Source organism: Streptomyces sp. NPDC005262 (genome assembly GCF_042872425.1).
Classification (GTDB): domain Bacteria; phylum Actinomycetota; class Actinomycetes; order Streptomycetales; family Streptomycetaceae; genus Streptomyces.
In genome coordinates this window covers 334,789-352,067 of record NZ_JBIAKK010000007.1, presented here as the reverse complement: position 1 = coordinate 352,067, position 17,279 = coordinate 334,789, and the positions used below count along the sequence as shown (strand labels likewise).

The 17,279-nt window shown below is 69.5% G+C and carries 17 protein-coding genes; 10 read left to right on the top strand and 7 right to left on the bottom strand.

What is annotated here, in order from left to right:
- Nucleotides 1–170 precede the first annotated feature (170 nt).
- A complete protein-coding gene (locus tag ACFYP5_RS20545) occupies nt 171–614 on the top strand; it encodes a GNAT family N-acetyltransferase (RefSeq protein WP_389037801.1) in 444 nt (147 codons plus the stop codon).
- A gap of 13 nt (nt 615–627) precedes the next feature.
- Here the strand turns inward: ACFYP5_RS20545 and ACFYP5_RS20540 are convergent, their stop codons facing one another.
- Both ACFYP5_RS20540 and ACFYP5_RS20535 read right to left on the bottom strand, forming a co-directional pair.
- The gene (locus ACFYP5_RS20540) at nt 628–1,179 is read right to left on the bottom strand and encodes a GNAT family N-acetyltransferase (RefSeq protein WP_389037798.1); all 552 of its coding nucleotides are present in this window, start codon (nt 1,177–1,179) and stop codon (nt 628–630) included.
- Nucleotides 1,180–1,225: 46 nt separating this feature from the next.
- Nucleotides 1,226–2,032, bottom strand: a complete 807-nt coding sequence (locus ACFYP5_RS20535; protein ID WP_389037795.1) for a DUF6597 domain-containing transcriptional factor — start codon at nt 2,030–2,032, stop codon at nt 1,226–1,228.
- An 88-nt stretch (nt 2,033–2,120) separates the two neighbouring features.
- On the opposite strand from ACFYP5_RS20535, the gene ACFYP5_RS20530 reads away from it, so the two are divergent.
- On the top strand, nt 2,121–2,693 hold the full coding sequence (locus ACFYP5_RS20530) for a TIGR03086 family metal-binding protein (protein WP_389037793.1): 573 nt from the start codon (nt 2,121–2,123) through the stop codon (nt 2,691–2,693).
- Between the two features lie 18 nt (nt 2,694–2,711).
- Here ACFYP5_RS20530 and ACFYP5_RS20525 read toward each other — a convergent pair whose 3' ends face one another.
- From ACFYP5_RS20525 to ACFYP5_RS20515, 3 genes are all read right to left on the bottom strand, one after another.
- Nucleotides 2,712–2,978, bottom strand: a complete 267-nt coding sequence (locus ACFYP5_RS20525) for a hypothetical protein (RefSeq protein ID WP_389037790.1) — start codon at nt 2,976–2,978, stop codon at nt 2,712–2,714.
- A gap of 141 nt (nt 2,979–3,119) precedes the next feature.
- Nucleotides 3,120–4,229, bottom strand: a complete 1,110-nt coding sequence (locus ACFYP5_RS20520) for a hypothetical protein (RefSeq protein WP_389037788.1) — start codon at nt 4,227–4,229, stop codon at nt 3,120–3,122.
- A gap of 190 nt (nt 4,230–4,419) precedes the next feature.
- Complete coding sequence (locus ACFYP5_RS20515) at nt 4,420–5,004, bottom strand: hypothetical protein (protein WP_267004589.1); 585 nt, start codon at nt 5,002–5,004, stop codon at nt 4,420–4,422.
- A gap of 129 nt (nt 5,005–5,133) precedes the next feature.
- On the opposite strand from ACFYP5_RS20515, the gene hemL reads away from it, so the two are divergent.
- The 8 genes from hemL (at nt 5,134) to ACFYP5_RS20475 (ending at nt 13,444) form a co-directional block, all read left to right on the top strand.
- A complete protein-coding gene (gene hemL / locus ACFYP5_RS20510) occupies nt 5,134–6,450 on the top strand; it encodes a glutamate-1-semialdehyde 2,1-aminomutase (RefSeq protein WP_389037786.1) in 1,317 nt (438 codons plus the stop codon).
- Nucleotides 6,447–7,133 (top strand): histidine phosphatase family protein, encoded by a 687-nt coding sequence (locus tag ACFYP5_RS20505; RefSeq protein WP_093776284.1) that lies wholly within the window; start codon nt 6,447–6,449, stop codon nt 7,131–7,133. The genes hemL and ACFYP5_RS20505 overlap by 4 nt, the downstream gene beginning before the upstream one ends.
- 188 nt (nt 7,134–7,321) lie before the next feature.
- A complete protein-coding gene (locus tag ACFYP5_RS20500; RefSeq protein WP_389037784.1) occupies nt 7,322–8,572 on the top strand; it encodes a hypothetical protein in 1,251 nt (416 codons plus the stop codon).
- Between the two features lie 67 nt (nt 8,573–8,639).
- On the top strand, nt 8,640–9,251 hold the full coding sequence (locus tag ACFYP5_RS20495; protein ID WP_389037782.1) for a TlpA family protein disulfide reductase: 612 nt from the start codon (nt 8,640–8,642) through the stop codon (nt 9,249–9,251).
- Nucleotides 9,252–9,282: 31 nt separating this feature from the next.
- Nucleotides 9,283–10,020, top strand: a complete 738-nt coding sequence (locus ACFYP5_RS20490) for a cytochrome c biogenesis CcdA family protein (protein ID WP_078852814.1) — start codon at nt 9,283–9,285, stop codon at nt 10,018–10,020.
- A gap of 5 nt (nt 10,021–10,025) precedes the next feature.
- On the top strand, nt 10,026–11,759 hold the full coding sequence (locus ACFYP5_RS20485; RefSeq protein ID WP_389037779.1) for a cytochrome c biogenesis protein ResB: 1,734 nt from the start codon (nt 10,026–10,028) through the stop codon (nt 11,757–11,759).
- The gene (gene ccsB, locus ACFYP5_RS20480) at nt 11,756–12,847 is read left to right on the top strand and encodes a c-type cytochrome biogenesis protein CcsB (protein WP_389037776.1); all 1,092 of its coding nucleotides are present in this window, start codon (nt 11,756–11,758) and stop codon (nt 12,845–12,847) included. The genes ACFYP5_RS20485 and ccsB overlap by 4 nt, the downstream gene beginning before the upstream one ends.
- Before the next feature lie 57 nt (nt 12,848–12,904).
- Nucleotides 12,905–13,444 carry an SRPBCC domain-containing protein gene (locus ACFYP5_RS20475; protein WP_389037773.1) on the top strand — a complete coding sequence of 180 codons (540 nt, stop codon included), beginning with the start codon at nt 12,905–12,907 and terminating at the stop codon, nt 13,442–13,444.
- Between the two features lie 36 nt (nt 13,445–13,480).
- On the opposite strand, the gene ACFYP5_RS20470 is transcribed toward ACFYP5_RS20475, so the two are convergent.
- Entirely contained in the window at nt 13,481–15,046 is a 1,566-nt protein-coding gene (locus ACFYP5_RS20470; RefSeq protein WP_389037771.1) for an ABC transporter substrate-binding protein, read from the bottom strand.
- Complete coding sequence (locus ACFYP5_RS20465; RefSeq protein ID WP_389037768.1) at nt 15,039–17,177, bottom strand: hypothetical protein; 2,139 nt, start codon at nt 17,175–17,177, stop codon at nt 15,039–15,041. Before ACFYP5_RS20465 ends, ACFYP5_RS20470 begins: the two co-directional genes overlap by 8 nt.
- Nucleotides 17,178–17,279: the final 102 nt, after the last annotated feature.

Sequence of the window (17,279 nt, the reverse complement as noted above, 5' to 3'; positions counted from 1 at the left end):
CAGGGGATTCGCGGAGGGAGGGGCGGTGGCTCGGGCGCGGAACGCGGCGGTGTGTGCGGCAGGTCTGCAGAGCATTTAGTTGTATTACACAGAAGCTGTGCATTGCAGATGATTGCCTGGTCAGGGTCCGCCCGGCTTCGGGCCTCGGGCGACCCGCCTACAGTTCTGCCATGAAAATTCTCGATCTCGAACCCGGCGATCCCCGACTGGCCGACGACCTGCTTCCCGTCCTGCGTGAACTGCGTCCGCATCTGACGGAGGACCTCTTCAGCGAGGTGTACGGGAGGGGACACGCGCAGGGGCTCCGCTTCACCGCCTGCTACGACGACGACGGCGTATGCGTGGGTGCGGCCGGATGGCGCGTCGTCGACAACACCAGCCAGATCCGCAAGCTGTACGTCGACGATCTGGTCACCGCGGAGCGCGCCCGCTCCACCGGCGTCGGCCGCCGGCTCCTGAGGTATCTGGAGCAGCGCGCCCAGGAGTCGGGATGCCTGGAGTTCAGTCTGGACTCGGGGACCCACCGCACGGATGCCCACCGCTTCTATCTGCGGGAGCGGTTTGCCATCGTCGCCTTCAGCTTCACCAAGCGGCTGGCCCGGGACCGGGGCTGAGCTACGCGCTGAACTACGGGGCGGACTCCGGGGCGAGTTCCAGCCGCCAGTTGTTCGTCAGCACCACATGGCCGGGCGGGTACTCGAAGTCGCACATGCCGAGCAGGGTGAATCCCGCCTTGCGGCACACCGCGTTCGATGCGGCGTTGTCCACGGACGGGTATGCGTGGAGATGGCAGTGTTTGTGCTCGGCCCGGGCCTGCTCGGCGACGGCGACGGCCGCGGTCGCCGCGATGCCCCGCCCCTGATATCCCGGGAGGACGGCCCACCCCGTCTCGTACACCTCCTGACCCCGCCAGGTCCGTTCCCAGAACCCGATGGTCCCCACGGCCTCGTCCCCCTTGCCGTCGGTCAGCGCGATCCGGTACATCCTGCCGCGACCCGCCCGGTCCTCGCTCAGCGCGACATAGCGGTCGTGACGCGCCATGAGCTGCTCCTCGGACTCGGGGCCGCCGAGGTGGTCCATCAGCTCCGGTGCATTGGCGCGGCGGAGCAGCTCCAGGTCGTCGTCCGACCAGGGCACGATCCGTACGACGGGCGCCGGCGACGACGTGGTGCGTTCCATACCCAAGACAGTAGGCCGCACCACCGACAACTACCGGCACCGACCGTCAACGGGTGGCGAGTGCCGTCGGCGGGGCGCCGATGGTCGACGTGAAGTCCCTGGTCAGGTGGGCCTGATCGCTGTAGCCGAGGTCCGCGGCCAGCTCCGCCCAGTCCACTTCGGGGTCCGACTCGGCGCGCTCCAGCGCCTCGTGGATGCGGTAGCGGAGGATCACCCACTTGGGGCCGACGCCCACGTACGTGGCGAAGAGCCGCTGCAGCGAGCGTGCCGAAAGCCCTTCGGCGCGGGCGAGTTCGTCGACCCGGCGCATCGTGCGGTCGGTGCGGACACGCTCGACCAGGGCCATGGCCCGTTCGGCCTGCGGGTCCGGTTCCGGGGCGAGTGCCAGCAGGTACGCGTCCAGCGCGGCGACCCGCGCGTCCTCCTGGACCGGGTCCAGCACGGCCTCCACGGGAGCGGGTACGGCGAGGACCTCGTGCGCCAGGAGCCGTCGGCCCGTCCACTCCGACACGGGGCGGCCCGGTGCGAACGGCCGGAAGCCGCCAGGCCGGAACTTCGCCGCGCACACCCGTCCCCGGCCCTCCAGCTTCTGGGTGAAGAGTTCGAGTCCGATGCCCGCGACCTCCGCGAAGGCGGCCTCGCCGCTGCTCTCGTGGTGCTGGAAGACCAGGTTCACCGACGGGTGCGGCACCACGTGCGAGGTGTACGGCTCCGGCAGGTCCCAGTCGATCAGCCAGTAGAAGGCCACCTGCGTCCGCAGTCCGGGTGCGGGCTCACGCCGGCGGAAGTGCACATGCGAGAAGAGTTCGCGGGCGTCGACGATGCCCCGGGTGTCGCGTCGAGGAGCAGACATGGCAGCGATTCTATTGCGAACGTACGTTCGTATCGGTGGTGTCGCGTTTATTCAAGACACGGGCCGCCGCCGGGCGGACGGTCGCAGCATGAAGAAAATCAGTGAACTGCTGGCTGCGGCCGCCGACAGCGCTGCTCCCGTCATGCATGGGATCGACGACGGCCGACTGGGCGACCCCACACCGTGCACGGAGTACGACGTGAAGGACCTGATCGACCATCTCTTCCAGGTGGTCGTCAACTTCCAGGCCCTGGCGGCCAGGGGGGAGCCGGACTTCGGCGCGAAGCCGACCGCGGTCACCGGGGACTGGCGGGGCCGCTTCGGCGAGGAGACGGCCAAGCTGGTGGCGGCGTGGGACGCGCCGGGTGCGGACGAGGGGACCGCGGGTTCCATGGGGTTCCCCGCCAGAACCGTCGCGCGGATGGTCCTGGGCGACCTGACCGTGCATGCGTGGGACCTGGCGCGGGCCACCGGTCAGGAATACCTCCCCGACGAGGCGGTGGTGAGCGAACTGGGTCCCGGGCTCGCCGAGATGGCTCCGAATGCACGGAAGGCGAAGGTGTTCGGTGAGCCCTTCCCCGTTCCGGACGGGGCCGGCCCCTTCGAGCGGATGCTGGCTGTGACCGGTCGCGACCCGGACTGGCAACCGCCTCGGGTGTGAGCGCCGGGGCCCCGGGACTCACGAGGCGTCCATGACCCCGCTGGCTCGCGTGACCGGAATCGTCCCGCCTGAGGTGCCGTAGAGCCCCTCCAGCCTCGCGTGCGCCCCGTGGACGATCTCCTCGGCGGACGCGACCATCTCGCGCCCGGAGAGGCGCGCCGCCTGATGGGTGTACGGGGACGGCGGCGCCGGGTGCCGGCGCCGCCACCACGTCTCGCATCCTGCGTAGATCCCTACGGCGAAAACCAGTGCCGGGATGGACAGGGACAGCAGAATGTCGCCCATGAGCAGGCCTCCTAGATGTCGATGCCTCGCACACCGACCGCACCGGCGGTATCGGCTGTACGGGTTGCATCGGCAGGGCGGGGAGGTCTGCTGAAGATCATTCTTCGGCCAATGAATGGCCGAATATGGGCGTATGCCGGCCTACGCGTCCAGGGCCCACAGGTGCACGGCGTCCCCGCTCCCGGACACCGTGTACCAGGTGCCGTCGCCGAGTGCCGTGGGAGTACCGGAGACCGGGAAGGGGTACGCGACCTGACCCGCCGGGCGCATCCCCGCCGCGTCCAGCAGCCAGTGCCGCACCGGTCCGTACTCCTCCTCCTGATCCGTACTGGAGATGGCCGTCTCCTTGTCCACGAACCCGCATTCGTAGTCCCACATCACATCGTCGGCGTCGAAGTCGTCCGGATCCGCGTCGGGGTGACGGGGGACGGCGTCCGCGGCCTGCAGCTCGGCCACCACCGCACCGTCGGAGACCCGGTGCAGAGCCAGCGCGTCCAGATCGTGAGCCACTGTCAGGAAGTGCTCGCCCGTGGGGCTCACGGAGGTCAGGATCCGCTCCTCCTCGCCGAAGTGCTCCACGGACAGCTCCGCCCCGTCCCACCGCCCCCACAGCAGCGGCGCCCCGTCCTGGCCCTCACCGACGCTCAGCCCCATCTGCGCCGGATCGGGATGCGGTACGTGTTCCGAGCCCGCCGCCACGGTCTCCGCGTCCGCCCGCCCCAGCACCCGGCCGTCGGCGGCATCGATGACCAGCCACTCGTCGAGCGCCTCCGGATCCGGCCCGGCCGCCGCCAGGGGGCCGCGGACGTGGGCCCACACGAGCGACCCGTCCGCCGAGAACACCGCCGAGCCGCTGTCCGCGTACAGATGCGACCGGCTGTCCGTGTACTCCTCGAACGACTCGTGCAGGATGCGGCAACTGCCCTCCCAGCAACCGTGCCGAACCTCCCAGCGCACCGCCCCCGCCGGATCCACCGCGCGTACCGAATGCACCCCCGCGAAGACCGCGAGATCCCCGCCCGGCGCCACCGTGAACGTACCGAAGCGACGCGGCCAGGGAGCCGGGAAGCGGGTCTGCGGGGCGGACGGGTCGTCCAGGTCGACGGCGACCGCCTCGAAATCCCCGCGCTGAATCAGCAGACGGCGATCCGGCCACCGCACGACGGACGGGGCGTACGCGCCGTCACGATCCCGGTCCAGGGGTGCGGTGAGCGTGGCGACAAGGCGAGCGGATGCGGCACTGGTGGTCATGGGTCCCCTCCCGAACGTGCAGCGTGCAGCGTGCACGAGAACAGGGGAGAACCGTAGAGCCCCGGGGTGACAGCCGCGCTACGGGGTGGCGTCGGGACCGGCTCGGGACCAGGTCAGGACCGGGACGGGGGCGGGGCAGGGCACGTCCGGGGCCGGACCGGGACCGGCTCAGGGCCGGATCGGGATCGTCTCAGGGCCACACCAAGCAGTAGGCCTGATGCCCCGCGTCATGGAGACGATGGCTGAAATCCTGCCATTCGTGGAGCAGCTGGTAGACGTTGAACGCGTCGCGCGGGCCGCCGCGGTCCGGGACCGTGGACCAGATGAAGGCCGCCGCGCCGACCGACTCCTCGCCGACGTCGCGCAGCGGGTCGACGACCGTCATCGGGAGCTTGACCACCGCGTAGTCGGGGTGCAGGACGACCAGTTCCAGCGGGGGGACCTTGTGCAGGGGTATGCCCTGGATGCCGGTGAGCACCATGGCCGCGACCGTCTCCGGCTTGATCTTGCTGAACATGCCGCCCATGCCCAGCTCGTCACCGCCGAGTTCCTCGGGGCGCATCGAAATGGGCACGCGTGCGGCAGTGGCCCCGTCGGGGGCCCCGAAATATTTGTAGGTCACCCCCACCCGACCACCACTCCTGCTTCCGGCCTGTGCACTGCCGGCCTGATGTATGCCCTGCTTGCGCTCAGCCCCACGCCGGTGCCGACCTCGCCGGGCAGGCTCGGGCCCCAGGTCGTCGGTCCCTTCGCCCACTCCGCCACCGCGATGCATATCTCATCCACCCGACTACTACTTAGGAGACACAGCCCCCGCCGCGCAACCCGATCATCGTGTCAGTGACCTCCCCCGCGGGCGTGGTGTGAAACACCCGTCCGCAAGACCGTCGGTGGCTCTGACACCATGGCTTGTGTGAGCTTTCCCTATGACGCCCCAGTTTCGCAGACGCTTTTCGACCGCGCGTCCCTCGTGACGCCCGGAGGCGTGAACTCTCCCGTACGAGCCTTCCGGGCCGTGGGTGGTACGCCCCGCTTCATGGTGTCCGGTACAGGTCCGTACCTCACCGACGCCGACGGTCGCGAGTATGTCGACCTCGTGTGCTCGTGGGGGCCGATGATCCTCGGCCATTCCCACCCCGAGGTCATCGCCGCAGTCCAGGAGGCTGTCGCCCGCGGCACCTCGTTCGGTACGCCCGGTGAGGGCGAGGTCGCGCTCGCCGAGGAGATCGTGGCCCGGATCGAGCCCGTGGAGCAGGTACGGCTGGTGTCGTCCGGCACCGAGGCGACCATGTCCGCGATCCGGCTGGCACGCGGGTTCACCGGCCGCGCGAAGGTCGTGAAGTTCGCCGGCTGCTACCACGGGCACGTGGATGCGCTGCTCGCCGCCGCCGGGTCCGGGGTCGCGACCTTCGGTCTTCCGGACACCCCAGGGGTCACGGGCGCGCAGGCCGGCGACACGATCGTGCTGCCGTACAACGACCTGGAGGCCGTGCGGACCGCCTTCGCCGCGCACCCCGGCGAGATCGCCTGCGTGATCACCGAGGCGTCGCCGGGCAACATGGGCGTCGTACCGCCGGCGGACGGCTTCAACGCCGGTCTCAAGGAGATCTGCGCCGCCGACGGCGCGCTCTACATCTCCGACGAGGTCATGACCGGATTCCGTACCTCGAAGGCCGGCTGGTTCGGCGTCGACGGGGTGCGTCCCGACCTGATGACCTTCGGCAAGGTCATGGGCGGCGGCTTCCCGGCCGCGGCCTTCGGCGGGCGCGCCGATGTGATGGCGCACCTGGCCCCGGTCGGCCTCGTCTACCAGGCGGGCACCCTCTCCGGTAACCCGGTCGCCACCGCCGCCGGACTCGCCCAGCTGCGGCTGCTCGACGACGCGGCGTACGCGAAGGTCGACGCGGTCTCCGCGGAGATCCAGGCCCTGGTGAGCGAGGCGTTCACCAAGGAAGGCGTGGCGCACACGGTGTCCGCGGCCAGCAACATGTTCTCCGTGTTCTTCACGGACCAGCCGGTGCGGAACTACGAGGACGCCAAGAAGCAGGAAGCCTTCCGCTTCACCGCCTTCTTCCACTCGATGCTGGCGCAGGGCGTCTATCTGCCGCCGTCCGCGTTCGAGTCCTGGTTCGTCTCCACCGCCCACGACACGCAGGCCGTCGAGCGGATCGCCGCCGCGCTGCCCGCCGCCGCCCGCGCCGCATCGGAGGCCACCGCATGAGCCCGGCCGACAAGGACATCACCGTTGTACATCTGATGCGTCACGGGGAGGTGCACAACCCCGAGGGCGTGCTCTACGGACGCCGCCCCGGCTACCACCTCTCCGAGCTCGGCCGGCAGATGGCCGACCGGGTGGCCGAGCACCTGGAGAAGCGCGACATCACCCATGTCGTCGCCTCCCCGCTGGAGCGCGCCCAGGAGACGGCGACACCGATCGCCAAGACGCACGGCATCGACCTGGCCACGGACGAGCGGTTGATCGAGGCGGCCAACGTCTTCGAGGGCAAGACCTTCGGGGTCGGCGACGGCGCGCTGCGCAAGCCGGACAACTGGAAGCACCTCACCAACCCGTTCCGCCCGTCCTGGGGCGAGCCGTACATCGAGCAGGTCGTACGGATGATGGGTGCCCTCGACGCCGCGCGTGACGCGGCCCGCGGTCACGAGGCGGTCTGCGTCAGCCATCAGCTGCCGATCTGGATCGTCCGGAGCTTCGTCGAGCGGCGGCGGCTCTGGCACGACCCGCGCAAGCGGCAGTGCACGCTCGCCTCGCTGACCACCTTCACGTACCAGGGCGACAAGATCGTCTCCGTCGGCTACACCGAGCCGGCCCGCGATCTGGTGCCTGCGCATCTGCTGGCCGGTGCCAAGCCGGTGAAGGGGAAGTCCAAGGCGTTCGGGGCGTAGATCCCTCTCTCCGCCGACTCCGCGGGCCCCGCCGATCCGTCGGCCGGGGTCCGCGCCGCGTTCCGGCGTCGGGTCGGGTCGTGTGAGGAGTCATGTGCCGACCGGCGGAACCACCGTGCTGTTTCACCCATCTAAGCCTTCGCCAGTTTGTATGGAGTTGGGCCGGAACGACCGCAGATGGGGACGCCATGCGTGATATCAGCCGAAGGAGTCTGCTCACAGCCGGACTGGGAGCGGCGGCTGCCATCGGGATGGCGGGCTGCGGTTCCCCGGACTCTGCCGTGAGGAGCGGGCCGGGCTCCGGCCCCGGGGCGCGGACGGACGGCAAGGGCGACGGAAGCGGTGCCGGGGACAATGACGTGCGGGAGATCGGGGACGGTTCCACCGCTGACACCGGAGAGCAGCCGAACCAGCCTGCCGCGCCGGTCCCGCTGGAACCCGGGGAGACCCCGCCGCAGTTCGTGATCTTTTCCTGGGACGGGGCGGGTGAGGTCGGCACCGGTCTCTTCGCGCGCTTTCTCGAACTCGCCAAGGACCACGACGCGGCGATGACCTTCTTCCTCTCCGGGCTCTATCTCCTGCCCGAGTCGAAGAAATCCCTGTACCGGCCGCCGAACAACGCCATCGGTGCCTCCGACATCGGATATCTCACCGATGATCACATCAAGGCGACGCTGGACCAGGTACGCCGGGCCTGGCTCGACGGTCATGAGATAGGCACGCACTTCAACGGGCATTTCTGTGCCGGCTCCGGATCCGTCGCCCACTGGACGCCCGCCCAGTGGGAGAACGAAGTCGATCAGGCGGTCTCCTTCGTCACCGAATGGCGCACCAATACCGGTTGGACCGATCTCGACCCGCTGCCTTTCGACTACCGCAAGGAACTCATAGGCGCCCGCACACCCTGTCTGCTCGGCCAGGACAATCTGCTGCCCACCGCGCGCAAACTGGGGTGGCGCTACGACGCGAGTTCGCCCGGCGGCACCCAGATCTGGCCGGAGAAGCGCCAGGGGCTGTGGGATCTTCCGCTCCAGGGCATACCGTTCGCCGGTCACTCGTTCGAAGTGCTGTCGATGGACTACAACATCCTTGCCAACCAGTCGAAGAACTCCACCCAGGGAATGCCGTCGCGCTTTCCGGCCTGGCGTGAGCAGGCCATCCAGTCGTATCTCGCCGGTTTCGAGCGGGCGTACAAAACGAATCGGGCGCCCTTCTACATCGGCAACCATTTCGAGGTGTGGAACGGCGGCATCTACATGGATGCGGTCGAGGAGACCCTCAAAAGGATCGCGGGGAAGCCGGATGTGCGGCTCGTCTCGTTCCGGCAGTTCGTCGACTGGCTCGATGTCCAGGACCCGGCCGTGCTTGCGAAGCTCCGTACCCTCGAGGTCGGCGAGTCGCCCGGCGGTGGCTGGAACAGCTTCTTTAATCAGGCCTGACAACGGTCTTTACGGGCACCGAGGGGGGTGCGCAAGATCCCCGAAACCGCCATGCGAAACTTTTCACATGAGCTTTGGCCGCGCACCCCGACGCCGCTTCACCCTGCTCGCCGCCCCCGCAGCGGCCGCCGCGCTGGCGTTGACCCTGACCGCCTGCGCTGGTGACGGCAACAAGGCCGGCGGTGGCGGCAACTCCCACTTCGTCACCGGCAGTGGCGGGATCTCCACCGTGGCCAAGGCGGACCGCAAGGACGCGCCGAAGCTCGACGGAGCGACGCTGGACGGCAAGCCCCTCGACGTCGCCGACTACAAGGGCAAGGTCGTAGTGCTGAACGTATGGGGCTCGTGGTGCGGTCCCTGCCGGCTGGAGGCCAAGCACTTCGCGAAGGTGTCGAAGGAGACCGCGAGCCAGGGTGTCCAGTTCATCGGGATCAACACCCGGGACGCCGAGAAGGGCCCGGCGGTGAACTTCGAGAAGGACAACGGCATCACCTACCCGAGCTTCTTCGACCCGATCGGCAAGCTCATCCTCCGCTTCCCCAAGGGGACGCTGAACCCGCAGGCCATTCCGTCGACCGTGGTCATCGACCGGGACGGGAAGATCGCGGCCCGCACCCTCGTCGCCCTCGACGACGTCAAGCTCCACAAGATGATCGACCCGCTGATCGCGGAGAAGTGATCACGTGCTCACGCTCGCCGCGACCACGGGCATGAACACGACTGTGTTCAACGGGGCCCTTCTGGTGGCCCTGCCTATCGCCGTACTCGGCGGACTGGTCTCGTTCTTCTCGCCGTGTGTGCTGCCGCTGGTGCCCGGCTACCTCTCGTACGTCACCGGGGTCAGCGGGACCGATCTGGCCCAGGCCAGACGGGGGCGCATGGTCGTCGGCGCCTCGCTCTTCGTGCTCGGCTTCTCCGCCGTGTTCGTCTCCGGCGGCGCGCTCTTCGGCTATTTCGGGCAGCGGCTGCAGGATCACAGCGAGGTCATCTCCAAGATTCTCGGCGTCCTGATGATCCTGATGGGTGTCTTCTTCATGGGGCTGATGCCCTGGATGACCCAGCGCGAGTTCCGCATCCACAAGCGGCCGGTGTCCGGCCTCGCCGGAGCGCCGCTGCTCGGGGTGCTGTTCGGGGTCGGCTGGACGCCGTGCCTCGGCCCGACGCTCACTTCCGTGCAGACGCTCGCCCTCGAACAGGGGACCGCCGGGCGCGGGGCGGTACTGACCCTGGCGTACTGTCTCGGACTCGGCCTGCCCTTCGTGCTGGCCGCGGTCGCCTTCCGTAAGGCGCTCGGTGCCTTCGGATGGGTCAAGCGCCACTACGTATGGGTCATGCGGATCGGCGGCGCAATGATGATCGTGACCGGACTGCTCCTGCTGACCGGTGTGTGGAGCAGCATGATGCAGGAACTGCAGGGCTGGTCCAACGGCTTCACGGTGGGGATCTGAGTTCCATGAGCAACACCAAGACCGACGCGGCCGAAGAGCGCGAGCGCGAGAGCCGACAGGAGCGGGAGAACGCGGCCGAGCTCGGCAGTGCCGGCTCGCAGCTCTCCACGGCACCGCGCGAAGAAGCCCTGGCCGCACTCCCCGCCATGGGCGTCATCGGCTGGGCGCGCTGGTTCTGGCGCCAGCTCACCTCGATGCGGGTCGCTCTGATCCTGCTCTTCCTGCTCTCGCTCGGCGCCATCCCCGGCTCGCTGATCCCGCAGAACAGCGTGGACGAGCTGAAGGTGCAGACCTTCAAGGAAGCCCACACCACCGTCACGCCGATCTACGAGAAGCTCCAGTTCTTCGACGTCTACAGCTCGGTGTGGTTCTCCGCGATCTACATCCTGCTGTTCGTCTCCCTCATCGGCTGCATCGTGCCGCGCACCGGCCAGTTCATCGGTCAGCTGCGCAGCCGGCCGCCGGGGGCTCCCAAGAGGCTGACCCGGCTGCCCGCGTACACGACGTGGCGCACCGACGCCGAGCCCGAGCAGGTCCGCGAGGCCGCACTCGCGATCATGCGCAAGCGGCGATTCCGGGCGCACGCGGACGGCGATGCGGTCGCCGCCGAGAAGGGCTATCTGCGCGAGGCCGGGAACCTGATGTTCCACGTCGCGCTGATCGTCATGCTGGTGGCCTTCGCCACCGGGCAGCTCTTCAAGTCCGAGGGCGGCAAGCTGATCGTCGACGGCGACGGCTTCTCCAACACGCTGACCCAGTACGACGACTTCAAGTCCGGATCGCTGTACGACACGGACTCGCTCGCCCCGTTCAGCTTCACCCTCGACAAGTTCGTCGGCACGTACGAGCGCAACGGCCCGCAGATCGGCACCCCACGCAAGTACGAGGCCCACGTCACGTACTCCGAGGGCGCGTACGGCAAGCCCGAGAAGGCCGTCATCAAGGTCAACGAGCCGCTGGTGGTCGACGGCTCCAAGGTCTATCTGATCGGGCACGGCTACGCCCCCGTCGTCTCCGTCAAGGACGGCACGGGCAAGCAGGTCTACAAGGCCGCCGTTCCGCTGCTGCCGATCGACAGCAATGTCACCTCGACCGGTGCGATCAAGGTGATGGACGGCTACCGCGACAAGAACGGCAAGAAGGACCAGCTGGGTTTCCAGGCGTTCTTCGTGCCGACGTTCGCGGGCAACGGCAAGGGGACGATGTTCTCCCAGTTCCCGGCCGCGGACTTCCCGGTACTGGCCCTCAACGGGTACCACGGCAGCCTCGGTGTCGACTCCGGCCTGCCGCAGAACGTGTACCAGCTGAACACCTCGAAGATGGAGGCGTTCAAGGACAGCAAGGGCGACAAGCTGAAGCAGCGGCTGCTGCCCGGCGAGACGATGAAGCTGCCGGACGGCGCCGGATCGATCACCTTCGAGGGCATCGAGCAGTGGGCCAGCTTCCAGATCTCGCAACAGCCCGCCAGCGGCTGGGCGCTCACCGGAGCCATCGGTGCCATCGCCGGTCTGGCCGGGTCGCTGTTCATCCAGCGGCGCCGGGTCTGGGTCCGGGCCGTACGCGGGGCGGACGGCGTCACCGTCGTCGAGATGGCGGGCCTGGGCCGCAGCGAGTCCGCGAAGCTTCCCGAGGAGCTGGCCGATCTCGCGGTCACACTCCATGACATGGCGCCCACCGCGCCCGACGACGCATCTGCCGAAGCACTTTCCGAAGAACCTGCCGAAGGGGCTGAGAAGTGAATCTCGCCGCCGCAACCAACGAGAATCTGGCACACACCAGCAATGTGCTGATCTATTCGTCGATGGCCGTCTACACCATTGCCTTCTTCGCGCACATCGCGGAATGGGTGTTCGGCAGCCGCAGCAAGGTCGGCCGCACCGCCGCCGCGCTGACCGGGGCCGGAGCCGTCGGCGCCTCCTCGGCGAAGATCCAGGTCCAGGTCGCGCAGAAGGGCGGCGCCACCGCCGTACTGGACCGACCGAAGATCATTACGCGTTCCGCCGCCGGTTCGCGCGATGTCCCGGACGGGCCCGGCGCCGCCGGTGGCACGTTCAAGGGTGATCTCTGGGGACGGATCGCGGTCTCCATGACCGTGCTCGCCTTCCTCGTCCAGGCCGGCGGGGTCGTCGCCCGCGCGCTGTCCGTGCAGCGTGCCCCCTGGGGCAACATGTACGAGTTCTCGATCACCTTCTCCACGGTGGCCGTCGCCGCGTACCTGATCCTGCTCGCGCTGAAGAAGAACGTCCGCTGGATGGGCCTGCTGCTGGTCACGACCGTCCTGCTGGACCTCGGCATCGCGACCACCGTGCTCTACACCTCCAGCGACCAGCTGGTGCCCGCACTGCACTCGTACTGGCTGTGGATCCACGTCTCCACCGCCATCATCTGCGGCGCCGTCTTCTACATCGGTGCGGTCGGCACACTGCTGTACCTGTTCCGCGACAGCTACGAGAGGAAGCTGGCGAACGGCGTCGAGCCCGGCTCGTTCGCCCAGTCCGTGCTGTCCCGGCTGCCCGCCGCGGCGACCCTCGACAAGTTCTCGTACCGCGTCAACGCCGCCGTCTTCCCGCTGTGGACGTTCACGATCATCGCGGGCGCGATCTGGGCGGGCGATGCCTGGGGCCGCTACTGGGGCTGGGACCCCAAGGAGGTCTGGTCCTTCATCACCTGGGTCGCCTACGCCTGCTACCTGCACGCCCGCGCTACCGCAGGCTGGAAGGGCCGTAAGGCCGCCTACCTGGCTCTGATCGCCTTCGGCTGCTGGCTCTTCAACTACTACGGCGTGAACATCTTCGTCACCGGCAAGCACTCCTACGCCGGCGTCTGAGCCCCACGCCCCATCCGTACGGGTGCGGAACCCGCCCTGCCGGGCCACGCTGGAACCATGAGCGACACGCACCCCGTGATCGAACGTGGCGGGGCGGATACCGACGGCGACCGCCACATCCTGCGGTTCACGCTCCGGCTGCCCCACTCCGTGTCACGGGTGTGGGCAGCCGTTGCCAGTTCCGAGGGGCTGCGGGACTGGCTCGCCGCCGCCGAACCGTTCGAACCGCGCATCGGCGGTGCCATCACGCTGCGCTGGCTCAACACCGACCAGGACGGGAACGCCACGGTCGCCTCCGGCACCGTCACCGCCTGGGACATCGAGCGGGTCGCCGAGTACACCCTCGGAGGGGTGCACGGCCGGGTCCGCTTCCACCTGGAGCCACCGCGCGGCGACCACGTGGTGCTGCGCTTCACCAATGAGTTCCGTGGCGACGACGCGCTGCGGCTGGACTGCCTGGCGGGCTGGCACAACCACTTCGAATACCTGGTCGAGGCGCTGGACGGGCGTCCCGCCGACTGGTCCGCGTGGACGCTCACGCGGTGGCAGGAGCTGCGGGACGGGTACGCGGCGGACGGGGGTCGGGGCGCGGGCTGACGGTACGGGCGTCGGCGGTCGGAGCGCCGGTGGCGGTCAGGGTGCGGAGGACGGTGGCAGGCAGTTCCGCTCCGGGGGCTTCCCCTCCGGCCAGGCGATCGCCACGAACCGCTGCGAGGCGTCCTCGGGCGCCAGCTCCACCACCGGCACCGCCTTGTTGTAGGGGTTGCCATGGTTGTCCAGGCAGATCCAGCCGCTGGCGCCCGACACCCGCAACGACGCCTTCACCCGTGGCCACTGCTCGCCCACGTCCGCGGGCTCCGGAAGACGCGTGCCGCCCGGGGTCGCCTGCCGGATGCCGTGCACAGCGGTAGCCATCGCGTCGTAGGCGATGATCACCTGGCCGTCGGTCAGATCCTGGCGCCCGGCCGGGCCGATCGGACCCACCGGCTTCTTCCCGACCACCGCCAGCAGATCCAGGAACTCCTGGTAGTCCGCAGGGGAGCCGCCCGTCCTCTCCTTCGCCTCGCCCTTCCCCGCCGCCCAGGCGTCCGGGTGCGCGAGCGAGGCGTATCGGACCGTCACCTTCCGGCGTAGCGTGTTCCGGTCGAGCTTCTCGTCGCCGCCGAGATACGAGCCCTCGTCGCCGGTGAGTACGGTGAACGCCCGGTTCTGACAGCCGCGGGCCCCGAGCGCGTTGATGAACTGGCGCAGCTGGGTGTGGCGCCCGGCGAAGAACACGGTGTCCGCGCCCGAGTCGCAGATCAGATGCGTGATCTGCTGGAACGTGTTGGCCGTGGTTCCTTCGTCGGTCGGGTCCTCCGGCGAGGTGAACAGCTGAGGCTCGTACCGGGTGCCCTTCACCAGCGTGGCGAACGCAGCCTTCAGCGTGTCCGTGTAGTGGTCCCCGGTACGGGTGTCCTGGACCAGCAGCGCCTTGTCGGCCCGTACCTTGCCGAACTGGGCGAGGGCGCGCGCCTCGTCCCGGTTGGTGGGGGAGACCCGGGCCAGCCCCGGGAACGGGTCGCCCTTCGGGCCGTTGGCGATGTCGTCTGCGGTGATCGTCGAACCGACGACCGCGATGCGCGCGGCGGTCAGCTCCTTGACCGCCGACTTCACCTGCGTACTGCTGGTGGCCACTCCCGACACGGCCCGCAACCGGTCCGGGGCGCCCGTCATCGTCTTGAGACGGTCCACCGTGGGGCGCCAGAGCAGGTTGTTCTTCCCGGTGTTGGCGAGCAGCAGACGGATCTTCGGCACCTGGTCGTTCGACAGATGGTTGGCCCGGTACTGCTCGGCGAACGCGCCCTGCAGCTCCCGCCGCATCTTCGTGCCCATCGAGCCGTCGGTCGACGTCAGCGGCAGCAGCAGCGCGACCGACACGTACCGGCCCGGCTTCAGCCCGGCGTTCTCCCGTCCGATCGCCGCGGCGACATCGGTCAGCTTCGGCATCCCGAAGTCGTAGCCGGAGCCGGAGACACCGATGCACTCGTCACTGCCCTGCGGACGCTCGACGCCCGGCACGCACCGCCGGTTCTCCGGGGCCGTCAGCCGGCTGATGCCGTACCACCCGGAGGTGATCACGAGCGCCCCCACCACGATCGTCGTGACGATCTTCTGCCGGGCCGTGTACCAGACGCGATAACGCAGCGGATTACGCATGCGAGCCACCGTCCCCCTGTGTCCGTCCTGGTCCGTGCGCGGCGGCCGGCGGGTGGGCCGACGGCCCCGGTGGCATGGAGAGCGGCCGCCACGCCCTGATGTCCTGCGGCCAGTGCGTCGCCGCGTCCCAGAGCACACTGTTGCCCGTCGGATGCCTGCCGGACAGCTGCCGCAGCTCGAAGGCCATCTTCTCGGTGACCTCGTCGTCCGGCAGCGCCAGCGGATCGGAGAGCAGCCAGACGGCGTGCAGCAGCCGGCGCAGCTGCAGCTGGAGCTCCGTCGCCCGCTCGTCGAGCCCGGCGAGCCCCGTCTCCTCGTCCGGCAGCGAACCGGACGGCTCCTGCCCCAGGGCTATCGCCCGTCGCGGATCGGGGCCGGAGCTGTCGGGCGCGCGCGGATACGGCGCCGCGGCGATGAACCGCAGCGCGCCCAGCCAGCGCAGCACGTCGGTGAGTGCGAACTGCACCCGCAGATGGGTCACACAGGCCCCGGCCCCGCCCAGCACCAACTCCTGGTGCAGGCGGTGCGGGACGCTCGGGAAGCTGCCCCCGGGTACGTAGGCCGTCCGGAGCGACTCGTGGACCGCACGCCACATCGCGTAATGCGGGTGGTCACCGTCCTGGAACCGCAGCCGGTGCAGCAGCAGCGACCGCAGCAGCGGATCGGCGACGAAGTAGTCGGGACCGACCTGCCAGTCCTCCGACCGCAGCACATCCCGTACGAGCAGCGCCACATCGCCGTCCATCGAGACCCCGCGCAGCCGCGTCCTCGCCAGCAGCCGGGCGGACTCCTCGCCGTGCGCGGCGGCCAGCACACTCAGGACGTCCGGACGCTGCCCAGGCAGCAGCTGCTCCAGCAGCTCGTCCGCCACCCGCACCGGAGGCCGGTCCTCCCGCAGCTCCACCGTGCAGTCGAACAGTGCCCCGGGCACCGTTGCCGCCGTTTCCCGCGCCTCGCCCGCCGCCTGCGCGAGCAGCGCCACGCCGAGCGGGCGCCCGCCCGTCAGCCGGTGCACACCGCGGGCCAGTCCGGCCGGGGTGCGGCCAGCCGGATCGAAGCGGTCGAACGCCGCCTGCACCTGTGTGGCGGTCAGCGGGGTGAGGCCCACCGCGAGGATTCCGGACGTCACCTCCGTGGACCTGGCCCAGTGCGAGCCGTGCGCCACCTCGGGCAGCCGGCGCCGCACCGCATGGCTCAGCCCCTCGTGGTCACGGGCCCGCGACGAGGCGAAAACGGCTGTCTGGTCGCGGCCCCCGGCGCCGCGCTGCCGCAGCAGCGGCTCGACCAGCTGCCGCCCCAGCGCCGTGTGCGCATTGTCGAGCAGCAGCACCGGACGGCCCCGGCGGGCGCCGCGGGCCATACCTCGGTAGGCCCTGACCAGGTCCTCGACCAGCGCCAGCACCAGATGGTCCTCGGCCCGGCGGCGCAGATCACCGCCGCGCTCGAAGTCCACGGCCAGCTGCCGCAGGCCGATCCGGCCGTTGCCGCCTGCCTGCGGATAGCTCCCGTACCAGTCCGCCGACCGCCGCTGGAACCGGCTGAACGTCTCCTCCAGCACCGTCTCGACGGTCGCCTCCGCGACCAGCCCCGCCAGCGGAACCATCGAGTCGAATGCGCTCGCCGCCAGCTTCGTCAGCACCTTCGCGACCCAGCCGGTCGCCGCGCCCCCCTTGGTGTCGACCGTGGCCAGCACCGGACCGAGCGACTGGAGATCCCGCTGCGCCCGGGTCTCGTCCTCCCGGCTCCAGGAGATCGAGGCGACCGCCACCAGCCCGAGACTCAGCCGCGGGAACTGCACGGGCTTCGCTCCGTGCACCCGCACCGTCAACTGCGCCGCGAGCTCCGGCAGCGCGCCGGTGACCGGAGTCCAGCCGGGGCCGGGGTCCTCGGGCGGGACGACCGCCTCGCAGTCGACCAGGGCGACCGGGGTGATCTCCCGGTACACATGACGCAGCTGCTTGAGCACCGCGGTCTTGCCCATGCCGCGCCCGCCGGTCAGCACGACGACGGGCGGATCGTCGCGGTGCTCGTAGCCGGCCCTGGCGGAGCCGGTAGGGGTGAGACCTGTCAGACGCGCCGCAAGTCCGTCGTTGCCGAAGATCGCCTCGCGCCCGTACAGCTCTCTGTCCACAGCACCCCCAGTGCCGACCCCATGCATGACCTGTCACACCGTCAACAGCAGGATATCGACGGTGTGTTGGAGGGGGGTGAAGATTTTCGAACGATACGGGTG